Genomic DNA, 16595 nt, shown 5'->3' on the forward strand with positions numbered 1-16595 from the left:
TAGCCGTCAGGTAGTGAGCTGCCTCACAACTGCGTCGGCGAGCAGGCGGCCTTGGAGGGTGAGGAGCAGGCGGCCGCCCTCGATGACGGCGAGGCCGTCGGCGACGACCTGCAGTGCGGCCGCCGCGCCATTAGTACGCAGCAACGATACCGGCAGCCCGCCGCTGAGACGAGTCCGGAGCATCACTCTCTCCAGGTAGCGGTCATCCTCTGAGAGGGTTTCATGCCCGGCGAGCGGTATGCCCGCCGCGAGAGCACTCGCGTATGTGGAGGGGTGCTTGTGGTTCCACCAGCGCAGGCCCGGCAGGTGCGAGTGGGCGCCGGGCCCCGCGCCCCACCAGTGCCCGCCCTCCCAGTACAGGAGGTTGTGGCGGCAGCGGGCCTCGGGCGTCTTGGCCCAGTTGGAGACCTCGTACCAGGAGAATCCCGCGTCGCTCAGCGCCGCCTCAGCGTCGAGGTAGCGGTCGGCGGCCACGTCGTCGGACGGCTGGGGCACCAGGCCCCGGCGGATGCGGCGCGCCAGCTGGGTGCCGTCCTCGACGATGAGCGAATAGGCCGAGACGTGGTCGACCCCGGAGTCGACGGCGGCCTTGAGACTGGCGGCGAAGTCGGCCTTGGTCTCGCCTGGCGTGCCGTAGATCAGGTCGAGGCTCACGTGTTCGAACCCGGCCGCGCGGGCGTGCTCCACGGCGGCGAGGGCCTTCGCCGGGGAGTGCTCGCGGTCGAGCACCTTGAGCACGTGCGGGGCGATCGACTGCATGCCGACCGACAGCCGGTTGAAGCCGCCGTCGAACAGCTCGGCCAGGTAGCCGGCGTCGACCGACTCGGGGTTGGCCTCGGTCGTGACCTCCGCGTCCGGAGCCAGTCCGAAGCGGCCGTCGATCTCCGCCAGGATCGCGGCCAGGTCCGAGGCCGGCAGCAGGGTCGGGGTGCCGCCCCCGAAGAAGACCGTGTCGACCTTCGGCGGGGCGTCGAACCGCTTCGCGGCGGCCCGGATCTCCTCCCGCACGATCGCGGCGTACGTCTCCCGCGAAACGCCGGCCCCGAGTTCGGCGGCCGTATAGGTGTTGAAGTCGCAGTAGCCGCACCGCGAGACGCAGAACGGGACGTGCACGTAGAACCCGAAGCCCTCGCGGGCGGCTTCGGGCGCGTTCGCGGCGTCGGCGATCACCGCTGCGGGCGCGGCAGCGGCACGGTGCTTCCGGGTCGCCGCTGACGCGGCTCCGGCTTCGGCTTCGGAGGACACGCCGACTACGGTACTGGCGTGAGACCCGACGACGCACTGATCGACTACCGCGCCGACCGCGCGGTGGCGACGATTACCCTCGACGACCCGGACCGCCGCAACGCGCTCTCGACCGCGCTCATCGGGCGGTTCCGCGCGTCGCTGTCCCGAGCCGTGGCGGACGACGACATCCGCCTGGTCGTGATCGACCACGCCGGCCCCGTGTTCTGCGCCGGAGCCGACCTCGGCGAATCGGCCCGCGCCGAGCGGACGGAGGACCTGCCCGCGGCCCATCTGGCCGAGGCCCTCGCCGACATCGTCGAGGCGCCCAAGCCGGTCGTCGCGATCGCGCGCGGCGCGGTGCGCGGCGGGGGCATGGGCCTGCTCGCCGCCGCCGACATCGCCATCGCCGGCACCGGCGTGCGCCTGGCGTTCAGCGAAGTGCTCCTCGGGGTCGTGCCCGCCGTCATCGCGCCGGTCGTGGCACGCAAGCTCACCGACGGCAAGATGCGCGAGCTGTTCCTCACCGGCGAGGCCTTCGGCGCCGAAGAGGCCCGCTGCTGGGGGCTCACCGCCTACGCGAGCGACGAGCCCGACGCCGTCCTGGAAGGCGTGGTCGAGCGGCTCAAGGCCGGAGGACCGGCCGCCCAGGCCGGGATCAAGCAGCTCACCGGCGACGCCGCCCTCCGCGCCGACCTGCGTGCGGCGGCCGACCTGACGGCCGAGTACTTCTTCTCCGAACAGGGCCGAGAAGGGGTCCGTTCGTTCATTGAGAAGGCCTCGCCCTCCTGGGTACATTAGGGGGCACTGACCAGATCGGAGGCACGTTGCGACCGCTCCCCGCGCTAGTTTCGCTCGCCTTGGTCGTCGGCGCCGCCGGCTGCGGCGACTCCGTCGACGACCTGCTCTCCCCCAGGCCGACCGGCTGCTACATCGGCCACGCCGAAGAGCCGCTGAACCTGAGCGCCGAGCAGACCTTCAACGCCGCCACCATCGCCGCCGTCGGCCTGCGCGACGGCATGGACGAGCACGCCGTGACGGTCGCGATCGCCACCGCCTTCCAGGAGTCCACGCTGTCCAACGTCGACTACGGCGACCACGACTCGCTCGGACTGTTCCAGCAGCGGCCCAGCGCCGGCTGGGGCACTGAGGAGGAGATCCTCGACCCCGTGTACGCGTCGTTCAAGTTCTACGAGAAGCTGCGGCGCACCGACGGCTGGCGCGAGATGGAGATCGGCGACGCCGCCCAGGCCGTTCAGATCAGCGCCTACCCCGACCTCTACGCCCAGTGGGTGGACGAGGCGACGGTCGCCGCCGCCGCGTTCGCCGGCGGCGAGGAGGCCGGCGTGTCGTGCATCGCCCCGGAGCATCGGGAGACCTCCACCGACGCCGCCGCGCTCGCCGAGGCGTACGCCTACCAGTGGGGCGCCGAGGTGTCCGGCGTCGACGGACAGACGGTCACCATCAACGCCGACGACGAAGCCGCCGGATGGAACCGTGCCTCATGGGCGGTCGCGAAGTCATACGAGTTCGCGATCGTCTCGATCGACTACGCCGGGATGCGCTGGCAGCCGGGCGAGGACGGCTGGGTCGTGCCCGAGGGCGAAGTGGCCGAGGCCGCCGCCGCGGATGCATCCACCGTTCGGGTGGTTCTGGCCGAGCCGGCCTGATCGACGACGCCAATTGCGTTATCCCGCACCGAATTGTCGAAAAAGTCCGCCCCTCGCCGCGGGAGGGAAACCGCTAGAGTGTGAGCAGTCCGTTTCCTGCCCATGCCCATCAGGAGCATTACCATGACCTATCCCCCTCCGCCCTCCGGGGCGCACGGCGCCGGCCCCTCCCCGTCACCGGGCGCCGCCGACCCCCTCGCCGAATGGGGCGTCAAGCCGAGTCCGGATCGCCCGCAGAAGGTCAACTGGCTCACCCAGGCCCTGTGGGCCTACATGGCCGCCTCGGTCCTCATGCTGCTGCTCGCCATCATCGCCGTGGCGAGCGCGCCGTGGTGGATGGCCACCGGCTTCATCGTCACCACCGGGATCGTCGGCCTGGTCTTCCACGGCGTGTCGATCGTGATGGTGTGGTTCATCGTCAAGGAGCGACTCGGGGTGTTCGGCGCCGCCGACCCCCGCGTGGGCCTGTACATCGGCCTGGGCATCCTCGGGTTCTTCTCGCTCTTCGGGTTCTTCGGCGGGTGGGGCATCGGCTGGTACGGCGCGCTCAGCGCGCTGCTCGGCCTCGCCAAGCTCGGCGCTGTCGGCGCCGGGTTCTTCCTGGTCTTCCAGCCCGAAGTGGAGCAATGGCTGCGCTCGCGGCCCGGCAATCGGCCCAAGCAGCAGCCCGTGCCGCACCAGGGACAGCCGCCCCAGGGCTACGGGCCGCAGGGCCACCCGCAGCAGCCGCCGGCGCCCGGCCCGGGCCCGCAGCCGCCCGCCGGCTAGCGCCGCGATGCGTCCAATGTGCAATTGACACCGAATGCGGCGCGGTAACCGATGCGGGAGCTTTCGATCCGGTTACCGGCGCCGCATTCGCCTTGTCACTATTCGACCCCGGTTCACCGCTGCGCTATCCGAGCGTGGTGACCGATGCAACCGCGCCTGCTGGGGTGAGTGAGTCCACCCGCTCACTCCCCCAAGCGAGGTCACCATGCACGTCTCCCGCCGCATCCTGCTCGCCTCCTCGGCGGCCGCCGCTGCCGCCACCGCCGCCGCCCCCTCCGCCGCCTGGGCCGAGGAGCGCCGCCACGCCACCCTCAAACGCGACCCGTTCAATCTCGGCATCGCCTCAGGCGACCCCGCCCCCGACGGGTTCGTCCTGTGGACCCGCCTGGCCGTCGACCCGCTCGCCGAAGACGGCATGGGCGGCATGCCCGACGCCGCCTTCGACGTCAAGTGGGAGGTCGCCCGGGACGAGCGCTTCCGCCGCCGCGTCGCCTCCGGCACCGAATCGGCCCGTCCCGAATGGGGCCACAGCGTCCACGTCGAACTGACGGGCCTGGAGCCGGGCCGCGAGTACTACTACCGGTTCAAGGCCGGCAGGTGGCGCTCCCCCATCGGCCGCACCCTCACCGCCCCGGCCGCCGGCTCGATGCCCGAGCGGCTGCGGATGTCGTTCGTCTCCTGCTCGCAGTACGAGCACGGCTACTTCACCGCCTACCGCCACCTCGCCGAGTCGCGTCCGGACCTGGTGCTGCACCTGGGCGACTACCAGTACGAGTACAAGAAGGACGTGTACAACTCGCCCGACGGGAACGTCCGCGACCACGACGGCCCCGAGACGGTGAGCCTCGCGAACTACCGCCAGCGCCACGCCCAGTACAAGACCGACGCGGACCTCCAGGCCGCGCACGCCGCCGCGCCGTGGCTGGTCGTCTGGGACGACCACGAGATCGAGAACAACTGGGCCGACGAGGTGCCCGAGTCCGGCTCCGAGACCCCGGTCCCGGAGGACTTCCTGGAGCGCCGGGCCGCGGCCTTCCAGGCGTACTGGGAGAACATGCCGCTGCGGCGCTCCTCGGTGCCGGAGGGCATCGACATGCAGCTGTACCGCCGCGTCGAGTGGGGCGAGCTGGTGCGCTTCCACATGCTCGACACCCGTCAGTACCGCGACGACCAGGCCTGCGGCGACGGCTGGAACAACGACTGCGCCGAGGCGTGGGACGAGAAGCGCTCGATCACCGGCGACGCCCAGGAAGACTGGCTCGTCGAGGGCTTCCAGTCGTCGCGGGCCCGCTGGGACGTCATCGGCCAGCAGGTCTTCTTCGCCCAGCGCGACGCCGACGCCGGCCCGATCAAGCGCACCAGCATGGACGGTTGGGACGGCTACACCGCCTCCAGGGAGCGGATCATCCAGGGCTGGAGGGACGCCGACGTGCGCAACCCGGTGGTCCTCACCGGGGACGTGCACACGCACTGGGCCTCCGAGCTGCTCGCCGACTTCGACGACCCGGACTCGCAGCGGGTCGGCGTGGAGCTCGTGACCACGTCGATCACCTCCGGCGGCAACGGGGTCGACTCGGTGCCGGAGGACAACGACGCCCTCGTGATCAACCCGCACATCAAGTTCCGCAACGCCCAGCGCGGGTTCGTCCAGACGACGATCACGCCCGAGCAGATGGACGTCGACTTCCAGGTCGTCCCGATCGTGACCGAGCCTGACGGACCGGTGTACACGCGGCGGTCCTACACCGTCGCCGACGGGGACCGGACCCTGCACCAGACCTACGACCGGCCGGTGGAGCCGACGATGTCGACCAAGTCGGACGACCCGTTCGCCGGCTCCGACGAGAACGCCGACGACCGCCTCTGAGGCCGCGAGAAGCAAGCCGCGCGAAGCGATAGGCGGCCCCGGGATCTCCCCGGGGCCGCCTCGCTGACGTCGCGGTTCAGTTCTCGTCGGTGCGGAGCGCGGCGATGAAGGCGTCCTGGGGGACCTCGACGCGGCCGACGGTCTTCATGCGCTTCTTGCCCTCCTTCTGCTTCTCCAGCAGCTTGCGCTTGCGCGAGATGTCGCCGCCGTAGCACTTGGCGAGGACGTCCTTGCGCAGCGCGCGGATGTTCTCGCGGGCGATGATGCGCGAGCCGATCGCGGCCTGGATCGGCACCTCGAACTGCTGGCGCGGGATGAGCTTCTTGAGCCGCTCGGCGAGCCGGACGCCGTAGGCGTACGCCTGGTCCTTGTGGACGATCGCGGCGAAGGCGTCGACGCGCTCGCCCTGGAGGAGTATGTCGACCTTGACCAGGTCGGCCTCCAGGGAGCCCTCGATCTCGTAGTCGAGGGAGGCGTAGCCCTTGGTACGCGACTTGAGCTGGTCGAAGAAGTCGAAGACGATCTCGGCGAGCGGCAGCGTGTAGCGGATCTCGACGCGGTCGGTCGACAGGTAGTCCATGCCCTCCTGGACGCCGCGCCGCGACTGGCACAGCTCCATGACCGGGCCGATGTACTCGGTCGGGGTCAACACGGTGGCCTTGACGATCGGCTCGGTGATGCGCGAGATCTTCCCTTCGGGGAACTCCGAGGGGTTGGTGACCTCGACCTGCTCGCCGTCCTCCATGGTCACCTGGTAGACGACGTTGGGAGCCGTGGAGATCAGATCGAGGTTGAACTCGCGTTCGAGGCGCTCGCGGATGATCTCCAGGTGCAGCAGGCCGAGGAAGCCGACGCGGAAACCGAAGCCGAGCGCCGCGGAGGTCTCGGGCTCGAACTGGAGCGCGGCGTCGTTGAGCTGGAGCTTGTCGAGCGCTTCGCGCAGGTTCCCGTAGTCGGAGCCGTCGATCGGGTAGAGCCCGGAGAACACCATCGGCTTGGCCTCGGTGTAGCCGGGCAGCGCCTTGGCGGCGGGCTTGCGCTCGTCGGTGACGGTGTCGCCGACCTTCGACTGGCGCACGTCCTTGACGCCGGTGATGAGGTAGCCGACCTCGCCGACGCCGAGCGCCTTGCTGGGTACCGGCTCGGGGCTGATGACGCCGATCTCGAGGAGTTCGTGGTCGGCCCTGGTCGACATCATGCGGATGCGGTCGCGGGCCTTGAGCCTGCCGTCGATGACGCGGATGTAGGTGATCACGCCGCGGTAGATGTCGTAGACCGAGTCGAAGATGAGCGCGCGCGGCGGCGCGTCGGCGTCGCCCTTCGGGGCCGGCACCTGCTCGACGATCGAGTCCAGCAGCTCGGCGACGCCCTCGCCGGTCTTGCCGGAGACGCGGAAGACGTCCTCGGGCTCGCAGCCGATGAGGTGGGCGAGCTCCTCGGCGTAGCGGTCCGGGTCCGCCGAGGGCAGGTCGATCTTGTTGAGCACCGGGATGATCGTCAGGTCGTTGCCCATCGCCAGGTACAGGTTGGCGAGGGTCTGCGCCTCGATGCCCTGCGCGGCGTCGACGAGCAGGATCGCGCCCTCGCAGGCCGCGAGCGATCGCGAGACCTCGTAGGTGAAGTCGACGTGGCCGGGCGTGTCGATCATGTTGAGCACGAACTCGGCGCCCTCGTGCTCACCGGAGCGGGACGTCCACGGCATGCGGACGGCCTGCGACTTGACGGTGATGCCGCGCTCGCGCTCGATGTCCATCCGGTCGAGGTACTGCGCGCGCATCTGGCGCGCGTCGACGACCTCGGTGATCTGCAGCATGCGGTCGGCCAACGTCGACTTGCCATGGTCGATGTGCGCGATGATGCAGAAGTTCCGGAGCGAATCCGGAGCGGTCGAACCTGGCGCGTTCGTCACGGTGGCCTTCCTTCTCGGCGATGCTTGCGAGCCGTGATCGGCACTGCTCGTGTGGGGCGATCCAATTCTGCCTTACGAAGACGGCCTGCTCCGAACGCCCGACGAAGAAGGCCGTTCCCGCCACTCTGCCCGGGTCGCGGCACCGCGAGCGGCGCCGTGCGTGGGAGGAACGGCCGTATCGGGGCCTCGCGGATCAGACCTTGGCGCCGCCCGGTTCGGCGACCGGTTCGGCGCGGGCGGCCCCGGCGAGGAAGAGCACCAGGCCGCCGAGTTCGGCGGCGTTGAGCCGCTCGGCGACCTGGGCGACGGCCTGCGGCGGTCCGACGGCGGCGATAGGGAGCTCGTTGGGCGCCGTGTTTCGAGCGCGCGGTCGCGAGCGGTGAGATCTCCGAGGAGCAGGTCGCCGCGCGGCCGCGGACGGTGCCGTTGGACCTGGGCCGCACGGAGTTCACCACCACCGGGGACCTGCCGGACGCATCGATCGAGGAGATCGTCGACATGGTCGTCCTTCCGGCGCTCGCGGCGCGGCGGCACCGCGCCGAAGGCCTGGAAGCGTTACCCAGGCGACATCGGGGGGCCTGGCCGCCGGCGGCACGCCCGACCTGGTGTAATCTGGCTCGCGGTCAGACTCCCAGGACGTGTGCCTTCCCCGGCTCCTGGTAACGTTGACAGTCGCGCGGAGCGCGCCCTGCGCCCGACGCGGTTTGTAAGGAACCAAGTAATCACGAACTGAGGCTTCACGCGTGGCGAACATTAAGTCCAAGGAAAAGCGCAACCGGCAGAACGAGAAGCGCCGGATGCGCAATAAGGCCGTGAAGTCGTCGCTGAAGACCGCCATCCGGAAGTTCCGTGAGTCGGCGGCCACCGGCGACGTCGCCGCCGCCGAAACGCACCTGAAGGCCGCCAGCCGCGAGCTGGACAAGGCCTATTCGAAGGGTGTCATCCACAAGAACCAGGCCGCCCAGCGCAAGTCGAAGATGGCTGCGGCATACAACAAGCTGGTCGAGGCCGCCTAACTCGGGCCTGCCAAAGCACAAGCTTTGCAAGAGGCCTCGACGGGCCGTGCCTGTCGGGGTCTTCGGCATTTCCGGAATCGGTCTCGGCTCCGTTCACTCCTTCGGCGGTAACCGCCCCAGCCGATAGGCACGCGATGCCCCCACTACGCCCCGGTGCGCGCAGCCGAGCGAACACGGGAACGCCGGTCCGCCTTCACCGTCCCCGGTCCACGGCTCCGGCGATCACGTCGTTGAGTTTCACCATCGCCGCCACCGACAGCGGCAGCACCAGCACCACCCACCAGGAGACGAGCTCGGTGAGTGCCATGAGCAGCCCGAGCGCGATCGCCCCCTCGAAGAACACCACGCACCACGCGTGGGAGAGGTAGACGTGCCGCAAGCGCAGCGCCCGTGAGTACCAGGGCCGGCGCGGACGCTTCACTCGTCCGTGACGGTACTCAGACACGCCCGCCCGCCCCGCTCAGTCGCGTGATTTCCAGGATCGCGTGCTCCAGCGCCCACGCCCGGTCGTCGGCGCCGCCCTTGACCTCGCCGTTGAGCTTGGCGCACACCCGCATCGCCTCGGCCAGGCCGTCGGCGGTCCAGTTGCGCGCCAGACGCCGGGCCTTGTCGACCTGCCAGGGCGCCATGCCGAGCTGCCCGGCGAGCTGGTTCGCGCCGCCCCGTTCGGACGCGACGCGCGAGAGGTTCCGCACGGACATCGCCAGCGCGTCGGCGATCGGCACCGGGTCGACGCCGACCTGGATCGCCCACCGCAGCGCCCCGAGCGCCTCGCCGGCGTTGCCGGCCACGGCCGCGTCGGCGACGCTGAAGCCGGTGACCTCGGCGCGCCCCGAGTAGTAGCGGGCGACGCTGTCGACGGTGATGTTGCCCTCGGTGTCGGACACGAGCTGCGCGCACGCCGAGGCGAGCTCGCGCAGATCCGAGCCGACGGCCTGGATGATGGTGTCGGCGATCTCGGCGGAGGCCGAGCGCGGGGAGGCGCCCGCGGCGCGCAGTTCGCCGCGCACGAACGCCACCCGGTCGGGATGCCGTTTGATCTTGGTAGCGCGCACGAGGTCCACGTCGAGCTTCTTGAGGCCCTCGGTCAGCGCCTTGCCCTTGTTGCCGCCGTTGTGGCACACGGCCATGTAGATGTCGGGCGCCGGGCGCTTGACGTAGTGGAGGATCGCGGCGATGGTGTCCTTGTCGGCGTCGTGCGCGGACTCGATGATCGCGACGACGGCCCCGCCGAACAGGGTGGGGCTGGTCAGCTCGGCGAGGGACCCGGCGGTGAGGTCGGCGGCCGAGACTCGGTTGACCACCGCCTCGGGGTCTGAGGACGGCAGTTCGGCCCGCACCGCCGTGACGTACTCGGCGGCGGCCCGCTCGGCGAGGAATTCGTCGTCGCCCATGATGAGGCGTATTCGATGGAGTGCAGCCACACCTCCATCCTTCCATGTTTCCGTTGCCGGGCACAGATTCCCTCTCATGGGCGCCCTGGCGGACATGCCCGTGTGCTGGGGGAACCGTGTGCGAGCGGGCGAAGATCCACCCCCGGGTATCACCCGAACGGCATCGCCCGTTCCCGCAGTCGAGTGAGGCCGCTGCACCCGGGCCCGTGCGGAGCGGCGCCTCACCCCTCGGTCGTCACGCGAAAGGCGTCCCCTTCCCTCACCACCGTGATCGTCCCGGCCAGGTCGGTGCGGAAGACCAGGCTTCCCGACTCCTCGAGCAGTGCCAGCGGTCCGGGGTCGGGGTGCCCGTATTCGTTGTCGGCCCCGACGCCCACCAGGGACACCGCCGGGTCGGCCGCCTCCAGAAACTCCGGCACTTGGAACGAGGATCCGTGGTGGGGGACCTTCAGGACGTCGACGTCGCGCCCCCGTCCCGCGTCGAGGAGCATCCGCTGGGCCTCCAGCTCCACGTCGCCGGTCAGCAGGACGCTCGTGCCCGACACGTCGACACGCACGGCCACCGAGTTGTTGTTCGGGTCTGAGCGCGTCCCGGACAGGAGCTTCTCGGGCGGCGACAGCACCTCCAGTCTGGTCGCTCCGAACTCGAAGATCTGCCCCGGCACGGGAGGCAGCACCGGGACGTCGCCGGCGTGCTCGGCCACCATGTCGAAGCCGTAGCGCGCCTCGCCGGGAGGCGGCGCGAGGATGGCCTCCACCTGCCTGCCGTTCATCACCCCGCCGATCCCGGCGGCGTGGTCGATGTGGAAGTGGGAGAGGACGAGCAGCGCGACCCGGTCGACGCCGAGGCCGTCCAGGCAGGCGTCCACGGCCGTCGCGTCGGGCCCGGCGTCGACCACGACGACCGCGTCCCCGGCGGGCAGCACCAGCGCGTCGCCTTGGCCCACGTCGCACATCGTCACGACCCATCCCGAGGGCGGGCCGCCGGTGAGCAGGCAGGCCGGGACGGCCCCGAGCGCTGCCGCGGCGAGGAGCGCCAGGAGCGGTCTTCGAAGGCGCCTCATATGCAGCAGCCCGAACAGGACCGCCAGTATGAGACCGGCGAGAAGGCCCCACCAGACGCCCTTGGGCCACGGCAGCACTCCACCGGGGACGTCGGCGCCGGTCTCGGCCAACCACACCAGCCACCTCGCGGGGATCGCGGCGAGCCGCGCGCACCACTCGCCGGCCGGCAGCCAGAGCGCCGCGGCGACCGCGGCGAGGACCGACAGCACCACCACCGGCGCTGCCACCAGGGTCGCCAGCAGGTTCACCGGGATGGACACGAGGCTGATCCCGCCCGCCCACATCGCCAGGAGCGGGGTCACCGCCACCTGGGTGGCGGCCGGGATGGTCACCGCCAGCGCGACCGCCTGCGGCCATCCTCGGTGCTCCAGGGGCCTCGCCCACCGGAACGCCAGCAGCACCAGGCCCGCGCAGGCGGCCACCGAGAGCGCGAACCCGGGTTGGGCGGCCATGTCCGGGTCGGCCAGGACGAGCACGAGGACCGCCGTCGCCAGCGCGGGCATCACGGCCTTCGGCCGGCCGGCGGCGAGCGCCAGGAGCGTCATGCCGGCCATGACGGCCGCCCGCATGACGCTCGGCTGGGGACCGGCCACGAGGACGATGCCCGCCACTGCGATCGCGCCGGCGGTCACCCGGACCCGGGGGCCGGCGCGCAGGGCCACGGCGAGGCCGAGGACCGCGCCGACGACGAGACTGAGGTGGTATCCGGAGACGACCACGAGGTGGACGAGCCCGGTCGTGCGGAAGTCCTGCGCGAGTCCGGGGTCCATGCGGGACGTGTCGCCCACCGCGAGCGCCGGGATCAGTCCCGACTCGGGATCGGGCGCGGCCGAGGCCGCTTCGGCGAGGCGGTCGCGGACGTGCGCCGCGAAGCGGTGCGGGACCGACGGCCGTCCCTGGGCCTCGGGCGGTCCACGCGCGCTGACCACGGCTGCCGTCAGTCTGCCTGGGTCGGCCTCGCGGACCACCGCTTCGGCGCTGAGCCGCTGGCCCGGGATCACCGCGGCCCATTCGTCGCCGCTGGCGACGAGCAGGATCCGCCAGTTGCCGCGCAGGGCGCGCGTTTCAGTGGAGAACGACCGCAGCCTGGCGTTCGCGGTGTGGACGCCGGAGCTGCGCGCCGACGCTTTGGGGGCCGTGTCGATCACCAGCTCGGCCTCGCCAACGGCTTCGGCGGCGACGAGGCGGCCGAGTCGGTCGTCGTCGCGGACCGTGACGTGCACGGTGGTGGCGGCGGAGGCGAGCAGCGCGCCGAACGCGATCGTGGCGAGCGCCGCCCACAGTTCACCGTGCCGTCTGAGCGCCACGACGACCAGGGCGGCGCAGCCGAGGGCGGTGAGGACGCCGGTGACGGTGCCGCCGTGGAGGCAGCCGAGGGCCGCGCCCCAGGCGCCTCCGGCCGCCAACGGGAGCCGCCAGTCCCGGCGGACCACGTCGGAGGATTCGAGGTGCCGTGCGGCGCTCACAGTGTCACCTGCTCGCGCAGCCGCTCGAGCATGTTCGGGCCGACGCCTTGGACTTCGGCGAGTTCGTCGATCGACTGGAAGCTGCCGTTGGCCTCGCGGTGGGCGATGATCCGCTCCGCCAGGACCGGCCCGATGCCGGTGAGCGTGGTCAGCTCGCCGACATCGGCCACGTTGATATTGACGAGGCCGCCGCCTCCTGTGTCGCCGCCGGAGGGCGCGGCCGCGCCCGCTTCCGCTGTGGCGTCGGGGACCGCGACGAGGTCGCCGTCGGCGACGACGCGCGCGAGGTTGAGGAAACCCGGGTCGGCGCCTTCGGCCAGGCCGCCGGCGGCCTCGATCGCGTCGGCCACGCGCGATCCTTCCTCGAGCTCGACGATGCCGGGTTCCTCGACGGCCCCGGCGACCGAGACGACGATCGTCGCCGGTGGCGCCGGTTCGGCGGCGGTCGGTTCGGCGGCCGCCGTCGCGACCGGTTCGGATCGAGGCCAGGCGAGGATAGTGAGGAACAGCCCGGCGGCCGCGACGACGACCGCGACGGCCGTCAGCACCTTGCGGTTGAGATGCGAGAGGCCGAGCCGCGCCTGTATCTGCTCGGCGCGGTCGGCGAGCGTCGGACGTTCCGGCGGTTCGGCGGCCTCGCCGTCGGCGACGTCGACGGTCTCGGTGCAGACGCGCCGCGCCTCATCGATGTCATCGAGCTTGAGTCGGAGCCTCGCGGCGAGCGCCGCGGTTTCGGGTGGGTCTTTGAGGTCCATACCCGGCTCAACGAGCGGCGGTTACGGCCGTGACTCAGGAATTTTCGGGCCTGTGGACAACTCGCTCGCCCCTGTGGACAACCGCGGGCGGGCCGTTCGCCGCGCTCAGGGCAGGCGCCGGGTGATGACGCCGACCAGTCCGGGCCCGCAGTGGGCCCCGATCGCCGCGCCGACTTCGCACACGTCCATGCGCCGCAATCGCTCGGCGAATCGCTCGCGCAGCCAGCCGGCGAGGGCCTCGGCCCGCCGCTCGACGCCCAAGTGGTGCACCGTCATCTCGACCGCCGATTCGCCCGCGTCACCCACGGCCAGTGCCGCGAGGCGCTGCAAACCGCGGGTCGGCGTGCGGACCTTCTCGATCATGTCGATGCGCCCGTCGTCGACGCCGAGGATCGGCTTGACCGACAGAGCGGTGCCCATGAGTGCCTTCGCGGTGCTGATCCGGCCGCCTCGGCGCAGGTATTCGAGCGTCTCGACGTAGAAGTACGTGGTGGTGCGGGCGATGACCTCCTGCGCTGCCGCGGCGGCCTCGAGCACGTCGCCGCCCTTGTCGCCGACGTCGGCCGCGGCGAGCGCCGGATAGCCGACGCCCATGCCGGCGCCGAGCGAGTCGACGACCGCGACGCGCCCGCCGAAGCTCGCGGCGGCCGCCTCCGCGGCGGCGACGGTCCCGGAGAGCTTGCCGGACAGGTGCACGGAGACGACGCCCTCGGCGCCGTCGTCGAGCAGTCGCTCATAGGTCTCGCGCAGCAGCTCCGGCGACAGCCGGGAAGTCGTCACCGTCGTGCGCGGTTCGCGCAGCGCCCTGAGGATCGCTTCGGTGCCGATGTCGTCGCCCTCGCGGTACTCCTGCCCCCCGATGAGCACCGGGATGCCGAGCACCGTGAGGTTGCCCCGCGCGGCACGCGAATGCTCGGGCAGCGCGGAGGTGGAATCGGTTACGACAGCGACGGTCACCCGGTCACCCTACCTAACCGGCGGATTCGGCTTCCTCCACCACGAACGGGGTGCCCTGCTGGCAGAACGACATCATCTCCGGGTCGAGGCGGCCGTGCAGGGTGACCTCGGCTCCGGCGTACACCACTGAGTCGTCGTACTCGCCGAAGATGCCGTACACCTTGCCGTCGTAGCGCATGATCAGGCAGCCGGATTCGACGCCGGACTCGATCTTGCCGGTGATGGTCATCTCGGCGGTCGATCCGGGCTTGTCGGAGCCCATGGACGGGTCCAGGTGCGGGGTTTCGCTGGGCATGTCGGTCTCCTCGGATTCGGTCGGCTCCGTCGACTCCGGCTGGGTCGCGGGCGCCTCCGAGGTCGTCTCGGCGGCGGTCGTCGCTTCTCCACCGCCGCCGTCCTCACCACCGCAAGCGGCGATAGCGCCTGCGATGAGCAGGCCGGAGGTTGCGGCGCCGAGCAGTCTGGTGAGCCGCTTGACGTGAAGTTTCGGTGTATCCATGCGGGTTTGACGCCTCGGATCGGACTGCGGTTGCACCGTTACGGCTTGCCGCCCGCCAGCTGCCCTTTCGCGAGCGGGCTCATCCCGATCGTATAGGGCGGGGTCGCTCCGAGGTTATAGCCGAACAGGCGCCACTTCCCTGACTTCAGCTGCCGAAGGTCGGCCCAGTGGCAGTTGTCCATGCCCGACAGCCGACTGGTGTGGTCGTGGTCCCAGCCGAGCACGCCGCCGACGATCTGACGGGCCGAGCCGCCGTGGCAGACGACGATCGAGGTGCCCCCTACCTCGGTCTCGACGATGTCGCGAACGGCGTCACCGGTGCGGCGCTTGAGGTCGCCCCACGTCTCGATCTCGGGGTTGAGCAGCGGTTCCTGGGAGCGCCAACGACGGTGGTCGTCGGGGAACCGCTCGGCGATCTCACTCATCGTCAGCCCTTCCCAGGGGCCGTAGCCCCGTTCGCGCAGGCGCTTGTCCAGCTCGACCTCGATACCGGTGAGCTCCGCGATCGGCTTGGCCGTGTCCACGGCCCGGCGCAGGTCCGAGGAGATGATCCGGACCGGCTCGTACGCGGCGATGGCGGGAGCCGCCTCGACGGCCTGGGCGCGGCCGACCTCGTCGAGGTCGATGTCCGAGGAGCCCTGGATGCGGCCCGACAGGTTCCATTCCGTCTGCCCGTGCCGCACCACCAGAAGTCGGTTCACCGCTGCTCCTCGGCGTCCTCGCCGCTCCTCGAGCCGTTGAGAGCGGCGTCGGTGAACGGGATCTGCGGACAGTCCTTCCAGAGACCGTCGAGGCCGAAGTACTGGCGCGCTTCCTGGTGGAAGACATGGACCACGATCTCGCCGTAGTCCAGCAGCACCCACTGCTCGCCGCCGCCCTTGCCCTCGCGGCGGAGCGGACGGGTGTCGTGCTGCTTGATGAGCTTCTCCTCGACCCCGTCGACAACCGCCTTGACCTGCCGTTCGTTGGACGCCGAGACGATCACGAAGACATCTGTGAGCGCGATCTTCTCGGTGACGTCTCGCAGATTGATGTCGTTGGCCTTCTTGTCGGCTGCCGCCTGGGCCGCGGTAAAAGCCAGGGTCTTGGCGGTGTCAGTCGCGGTCACGTACTCCCCTATCGACGAGAATCCGGCCGGTGTTCTTCCGGCGTATCGCTCTAGTCTTACACGTCCCCGGCGACAACTTCCGCTCCGTTTGCCGCCGCCCGGCCTGGGCCACGCCAGTGTCCTCAGCGGCGGTAGAGACCGCGCTCGGCGATGTAGTCGTCGACGGCGTCGGGCACGAGGTAACGGATCGGTTCGGCGTCGGCCACGCGCCGGCGGCACTCGCTCGAAGAGACATCGACTCCCGGCATGTCGACGAAGTCGACCTCGACGCCGAACGACGTGTCGACTCGGCGGCGCGAATGCCCCTGCCGGTTCAGAGCGATGAATTTGACGACCCTGCACAGCTCGTCGACGCGGTGCCAGGTGTGGAGGTTCTCGAGAGAGTCGGCCCCGAAGATGAAGTACAGGTCGACAGGGTGGTCGTATTCGGCACGGACGTCGGCGACCGTGTCGACGGCGTAGGTGCGGCCGGCCCGATCGATGTCGCAGGTGCTCACGCGGAACCGCGGATCGGGCTCGGCGGCGAGCCTGGTCATCGCCAATCGTGTCGGGGCGTCGGTGACCTGGTGACGGTTCTTCTGCCAGGGGTCGCCGGTCGGCACGAAGACGACCTCGTCGAGCGGGCTTCGCGCCGCGGCCTCGCTGGCGGCGACGAGATGACCGAGGTGAGGAGGATCGAACGTTCCCCCGAAGATCCCCACGCGGCGCTTAGGCAGGTCCTGCACAGCGCAGATCCTACAGCTTCGGCCCGCTGAGGCCCTTTGACGCTTCACCCGTGAGCGGGCACAGATGAGGGCCGCGACCTCACGGTCGCGGCCCTCACTCGCAGGCGCTGTCAACGACAGCAGCCCGCCGGCGGTGCCGGCGGGCTGCTGTACTCGTGTTCAATGTTTGGCG

General features: G+C 70.7%; 15 protein-coding genes and 1 pseudogene. 5 read left to right on the top strand and 11 right to left on the bottom strand.

All coding sequences use genetic code 11. From position 1 onward, the window contains the following. Positions 1–6 precede the first annotated feature (6 nt). Positions 7–1170: a coproporphyrinogen-III oxidase family protein gene (hemW, locus tag ACYVK3_RS02040; RefSeq protein ID WP_460495608.1), complete on the bottom strand. Its 1164-nt coding sequence runs from the start codon at positions 1168–1170 to the stop codon at positions 7–9. 93 nt (positions 1171–1263) lie between these two features. Between hemW and ACYVK3_RS02045 the strand changes: the two genes are divergently transcribed. From ACYVK3_RS02045 to ACYVK3_RS02060, 4 genes are all read left to right on the top strand, one after another. Then, positions 1264–2025: a Clp protease/crotonase-like domain-containing protein gene (locus tag ACYVK3_RS02045; RefSeq protein WP_460495570.1), complete on the top strand. Its 762-nt coding sequence runs from the start codon at positions 1264–1266 to the stop codon at positions 2023–2025. A 26-nt stretch (positions 2026–2051) separates the two neighbouring features. Continuing rightward, positions 2052–2894: a hypothetical protein gene (locus ACYVK3_RS02050; RefSeq protein ID WP_460495571.1), complete on the top strand. Its 843-nt coding sequence runs from the start codon at positions 2052–2054 to the stop codon at positions 2892–2894. Positions 2895–3017: 123 nt separating this feature from the next. Then, positions 3018–3662, top strand: a complete 645-nt coding sequence (locus ACYVK3_RS02055; RefSeq protein ID WP_460495572.1) for a hypothetical protein — start codon at positions 3018–3020, stop codon at positions 3660–3662. Positions 3663–3867: 205 nt separating this feature from the next. Further along, the gene (locus ACYVK3_RS02060; RefSeq protein ID WP_460495573.1) at positions 3868–5529 is read left to right on the top strand and encodes an alkaline phosphatase D family protein; all 1662 of its coding nucleotides are present in this window, start codon (positions 3868–3870) and stop codon (positions 5527–5529) included. Between the two features lie 76 nt (positions 5530–5605). Here ACYVK3_RS02060 and lepA read toward each other — a convergent pair whose 3' ends face one another. Continuing rightward, a complete protein-coding gene (gene lepA, locus ACYVK3_RS02065; protein ID WP_460495574.1) occupies positions 5606–7438 on the bottom strand; it encodes an elongation factor 4 in 1833 nt (610 codons plus the stop codon). Between the two features lie 743 nt (positions 7439–8181). On the opposite strand from lepA, the gene rpsT reads away from it, so the two are divergent. Further along, positions 8182–8454 carry a 30S ribosomal protein S20 gene (gene rpsT, locus ACYVK3_RS02070; protein ID WP_460495575.1) on the top strand — a complete coding sequence of 91 codons (273 nt, stop codon included), beginning with the start codon at positions 8182–8184 and terminating at the stop codon, positions 8452–8454. 202 nt (positions 8455–8656) lie between these two features. Here rpsT and ACYVK3_RS02075 read toward each other — a convergent pair. From ACYVK3_RS02075 to nadD, 9 genes and pseudogenes are all read right to left on the bottom strand, one after another. Further along, a pseudogene (locus ACYVK3_RS02075) lies at positions 8657–8899 on the bottom strand (hypothetical protein); the annotation flags it as partial. Then, positions 8892–9926 (bottom strand): DNA polymerase III subunit delta, encoded by a 1035-nt coding sequence (gene holA, locus ACYVK3_RS02080; RefSeq protein ID WP_460495576.1) that lies wholly within the window; start codon positions 9924–9926, stop codon positions 8892–8894. The gene holA and the pseudogene ACYVK3_RS02075, both read right to left, overlap by 8 nt. A 143-nt stretch (positions 9927–10069) precedes the next feature. Continuing rightward, positions 10070–12379 carry a ComEC/Rec2 family competence protein gene (locus tag ACYVK3_RS02085; RefSeq protein WP_460495577.1) on the bottom strand — a complete coding sequence of 770 codons (2310 nt, stop codon included), beginning with the start codon at positions 12377–12379 and terminating at the stop codon, positions 10070–10072. Further along, the gene (locus tag ACYVK3_RS02090) at positions 12376–13134 is read right to left on the bottom strand and encodes a helix-hairpin-helix domain-containing protein (protein ID WP_460495578.1); all 759 of its coding nucleotides are present in this window, start codon (positions 13132–13134) and stop codon (positions 12376–12378) included. Before ACYVK3_RS02090 ends, ACYVK3_RS02085 begins: the two co-directional genes overlap by 4 nt. 105 nt (positions 13135–13239) lie before the next feature. After that, entirely contained in the window at positions 13240–14091 is an 852-nt protein-coding gene (locus tag ACYVK3_RS02095) for a DegV family protein (RefSeq protein WP_460495579.1), read from the bottom strand. A gap of 13 nt (positions 14092–14104) precedes the next feature. Continuing rightward, positions 14105–14590 (bottom strand): hypothetical protein, encoded by a 486-nt coding sequence (locus ACYVK3_RS02100; RefSeq protein WP_460495580.1) that lies wholly within the window; start codon positions 14588–14590, stop codon positions 14105–14107. 38 nt (positions 14591–14628) lie between these two features. After that, the gene (locus ACYVK3_RS02105; RefSeq protein ID WP_460495581.1) at positions 14629–15291 is read right to left on the bottom strand and encodes a histidine phosphatase family protein; all 663 of its coding nucleotides are present in this window, start codon (positions 15289–15291) and stop codon (positions 14629–14631) included. Further along, a complete protein-coding gene (gene rsfS / locus ACYVK3_RS02110; protein WP_460495582.1) occupies positions 15288–15698 on the bottom strand; it encodes an RsfS/YbeB/iojap family protein in 411 nt (136 codons plus the stop codon). The genes ACYVK3_RS02105 and rsfS overlap by 4 nt, the downstream gene beginning before the upstream one ends. A gap of 122 nt (positions 15699–15820) precedes the next feature. Then, positions 15821–16423, bottom strand: a complete 603-nt coding sequence (nadD, locus tag ACYVK3_RS02115; RefSeq protein ID WP_460495583.1) for a nicotinate-nicotinamide nucleotide adenylyltransferase — start codon at positions 16421–16423, stop codon at positions 15821–15823. Positions 16424–16595 lie beyond the last annotated feature (172 nt).

It is taken from the genome of Glycomyces tarimensis (assembly GCF_054776215.1).

Coding starts and splice junctions, on each gene's coding strand:
- ACYVK3_RS02055 (WP_460495572.1), top strand. CDS start 3,018: ATGACCTATCCCCCTCCGCCCTCCGGGGCGCACGGCGCCGGCCCCTCC.
- ACYVK3_RS02060 (WP_460495573.1), top strand. CDS start 3,868: ATGCACGTCTCCCGCCGCATCCTGCTCGCCTCCTCGGCGGCCGCCGCT.
- holA (WP_460495576.1), bottom strand. CDS start 9,926: ATGAGAGGGAATCTGTGCCCGGCAACGGAAACATGGAAGGATGGAGGT.
- ACYVK3_RS02090 (WP_460495578.1), bottom strand. CDS start 13,134: ATGGACCTCAAAGACCCACCCGAAACCGCGGCGCTCGCCGCGAGGCTC.
- ACYVK3_RS02100 (WP_460495580.1), bottom strand. CDS start 14,590: ATGGATACACCGAAACTTCACGTCAAGCGGCTCACCAGACTGCTCGGC.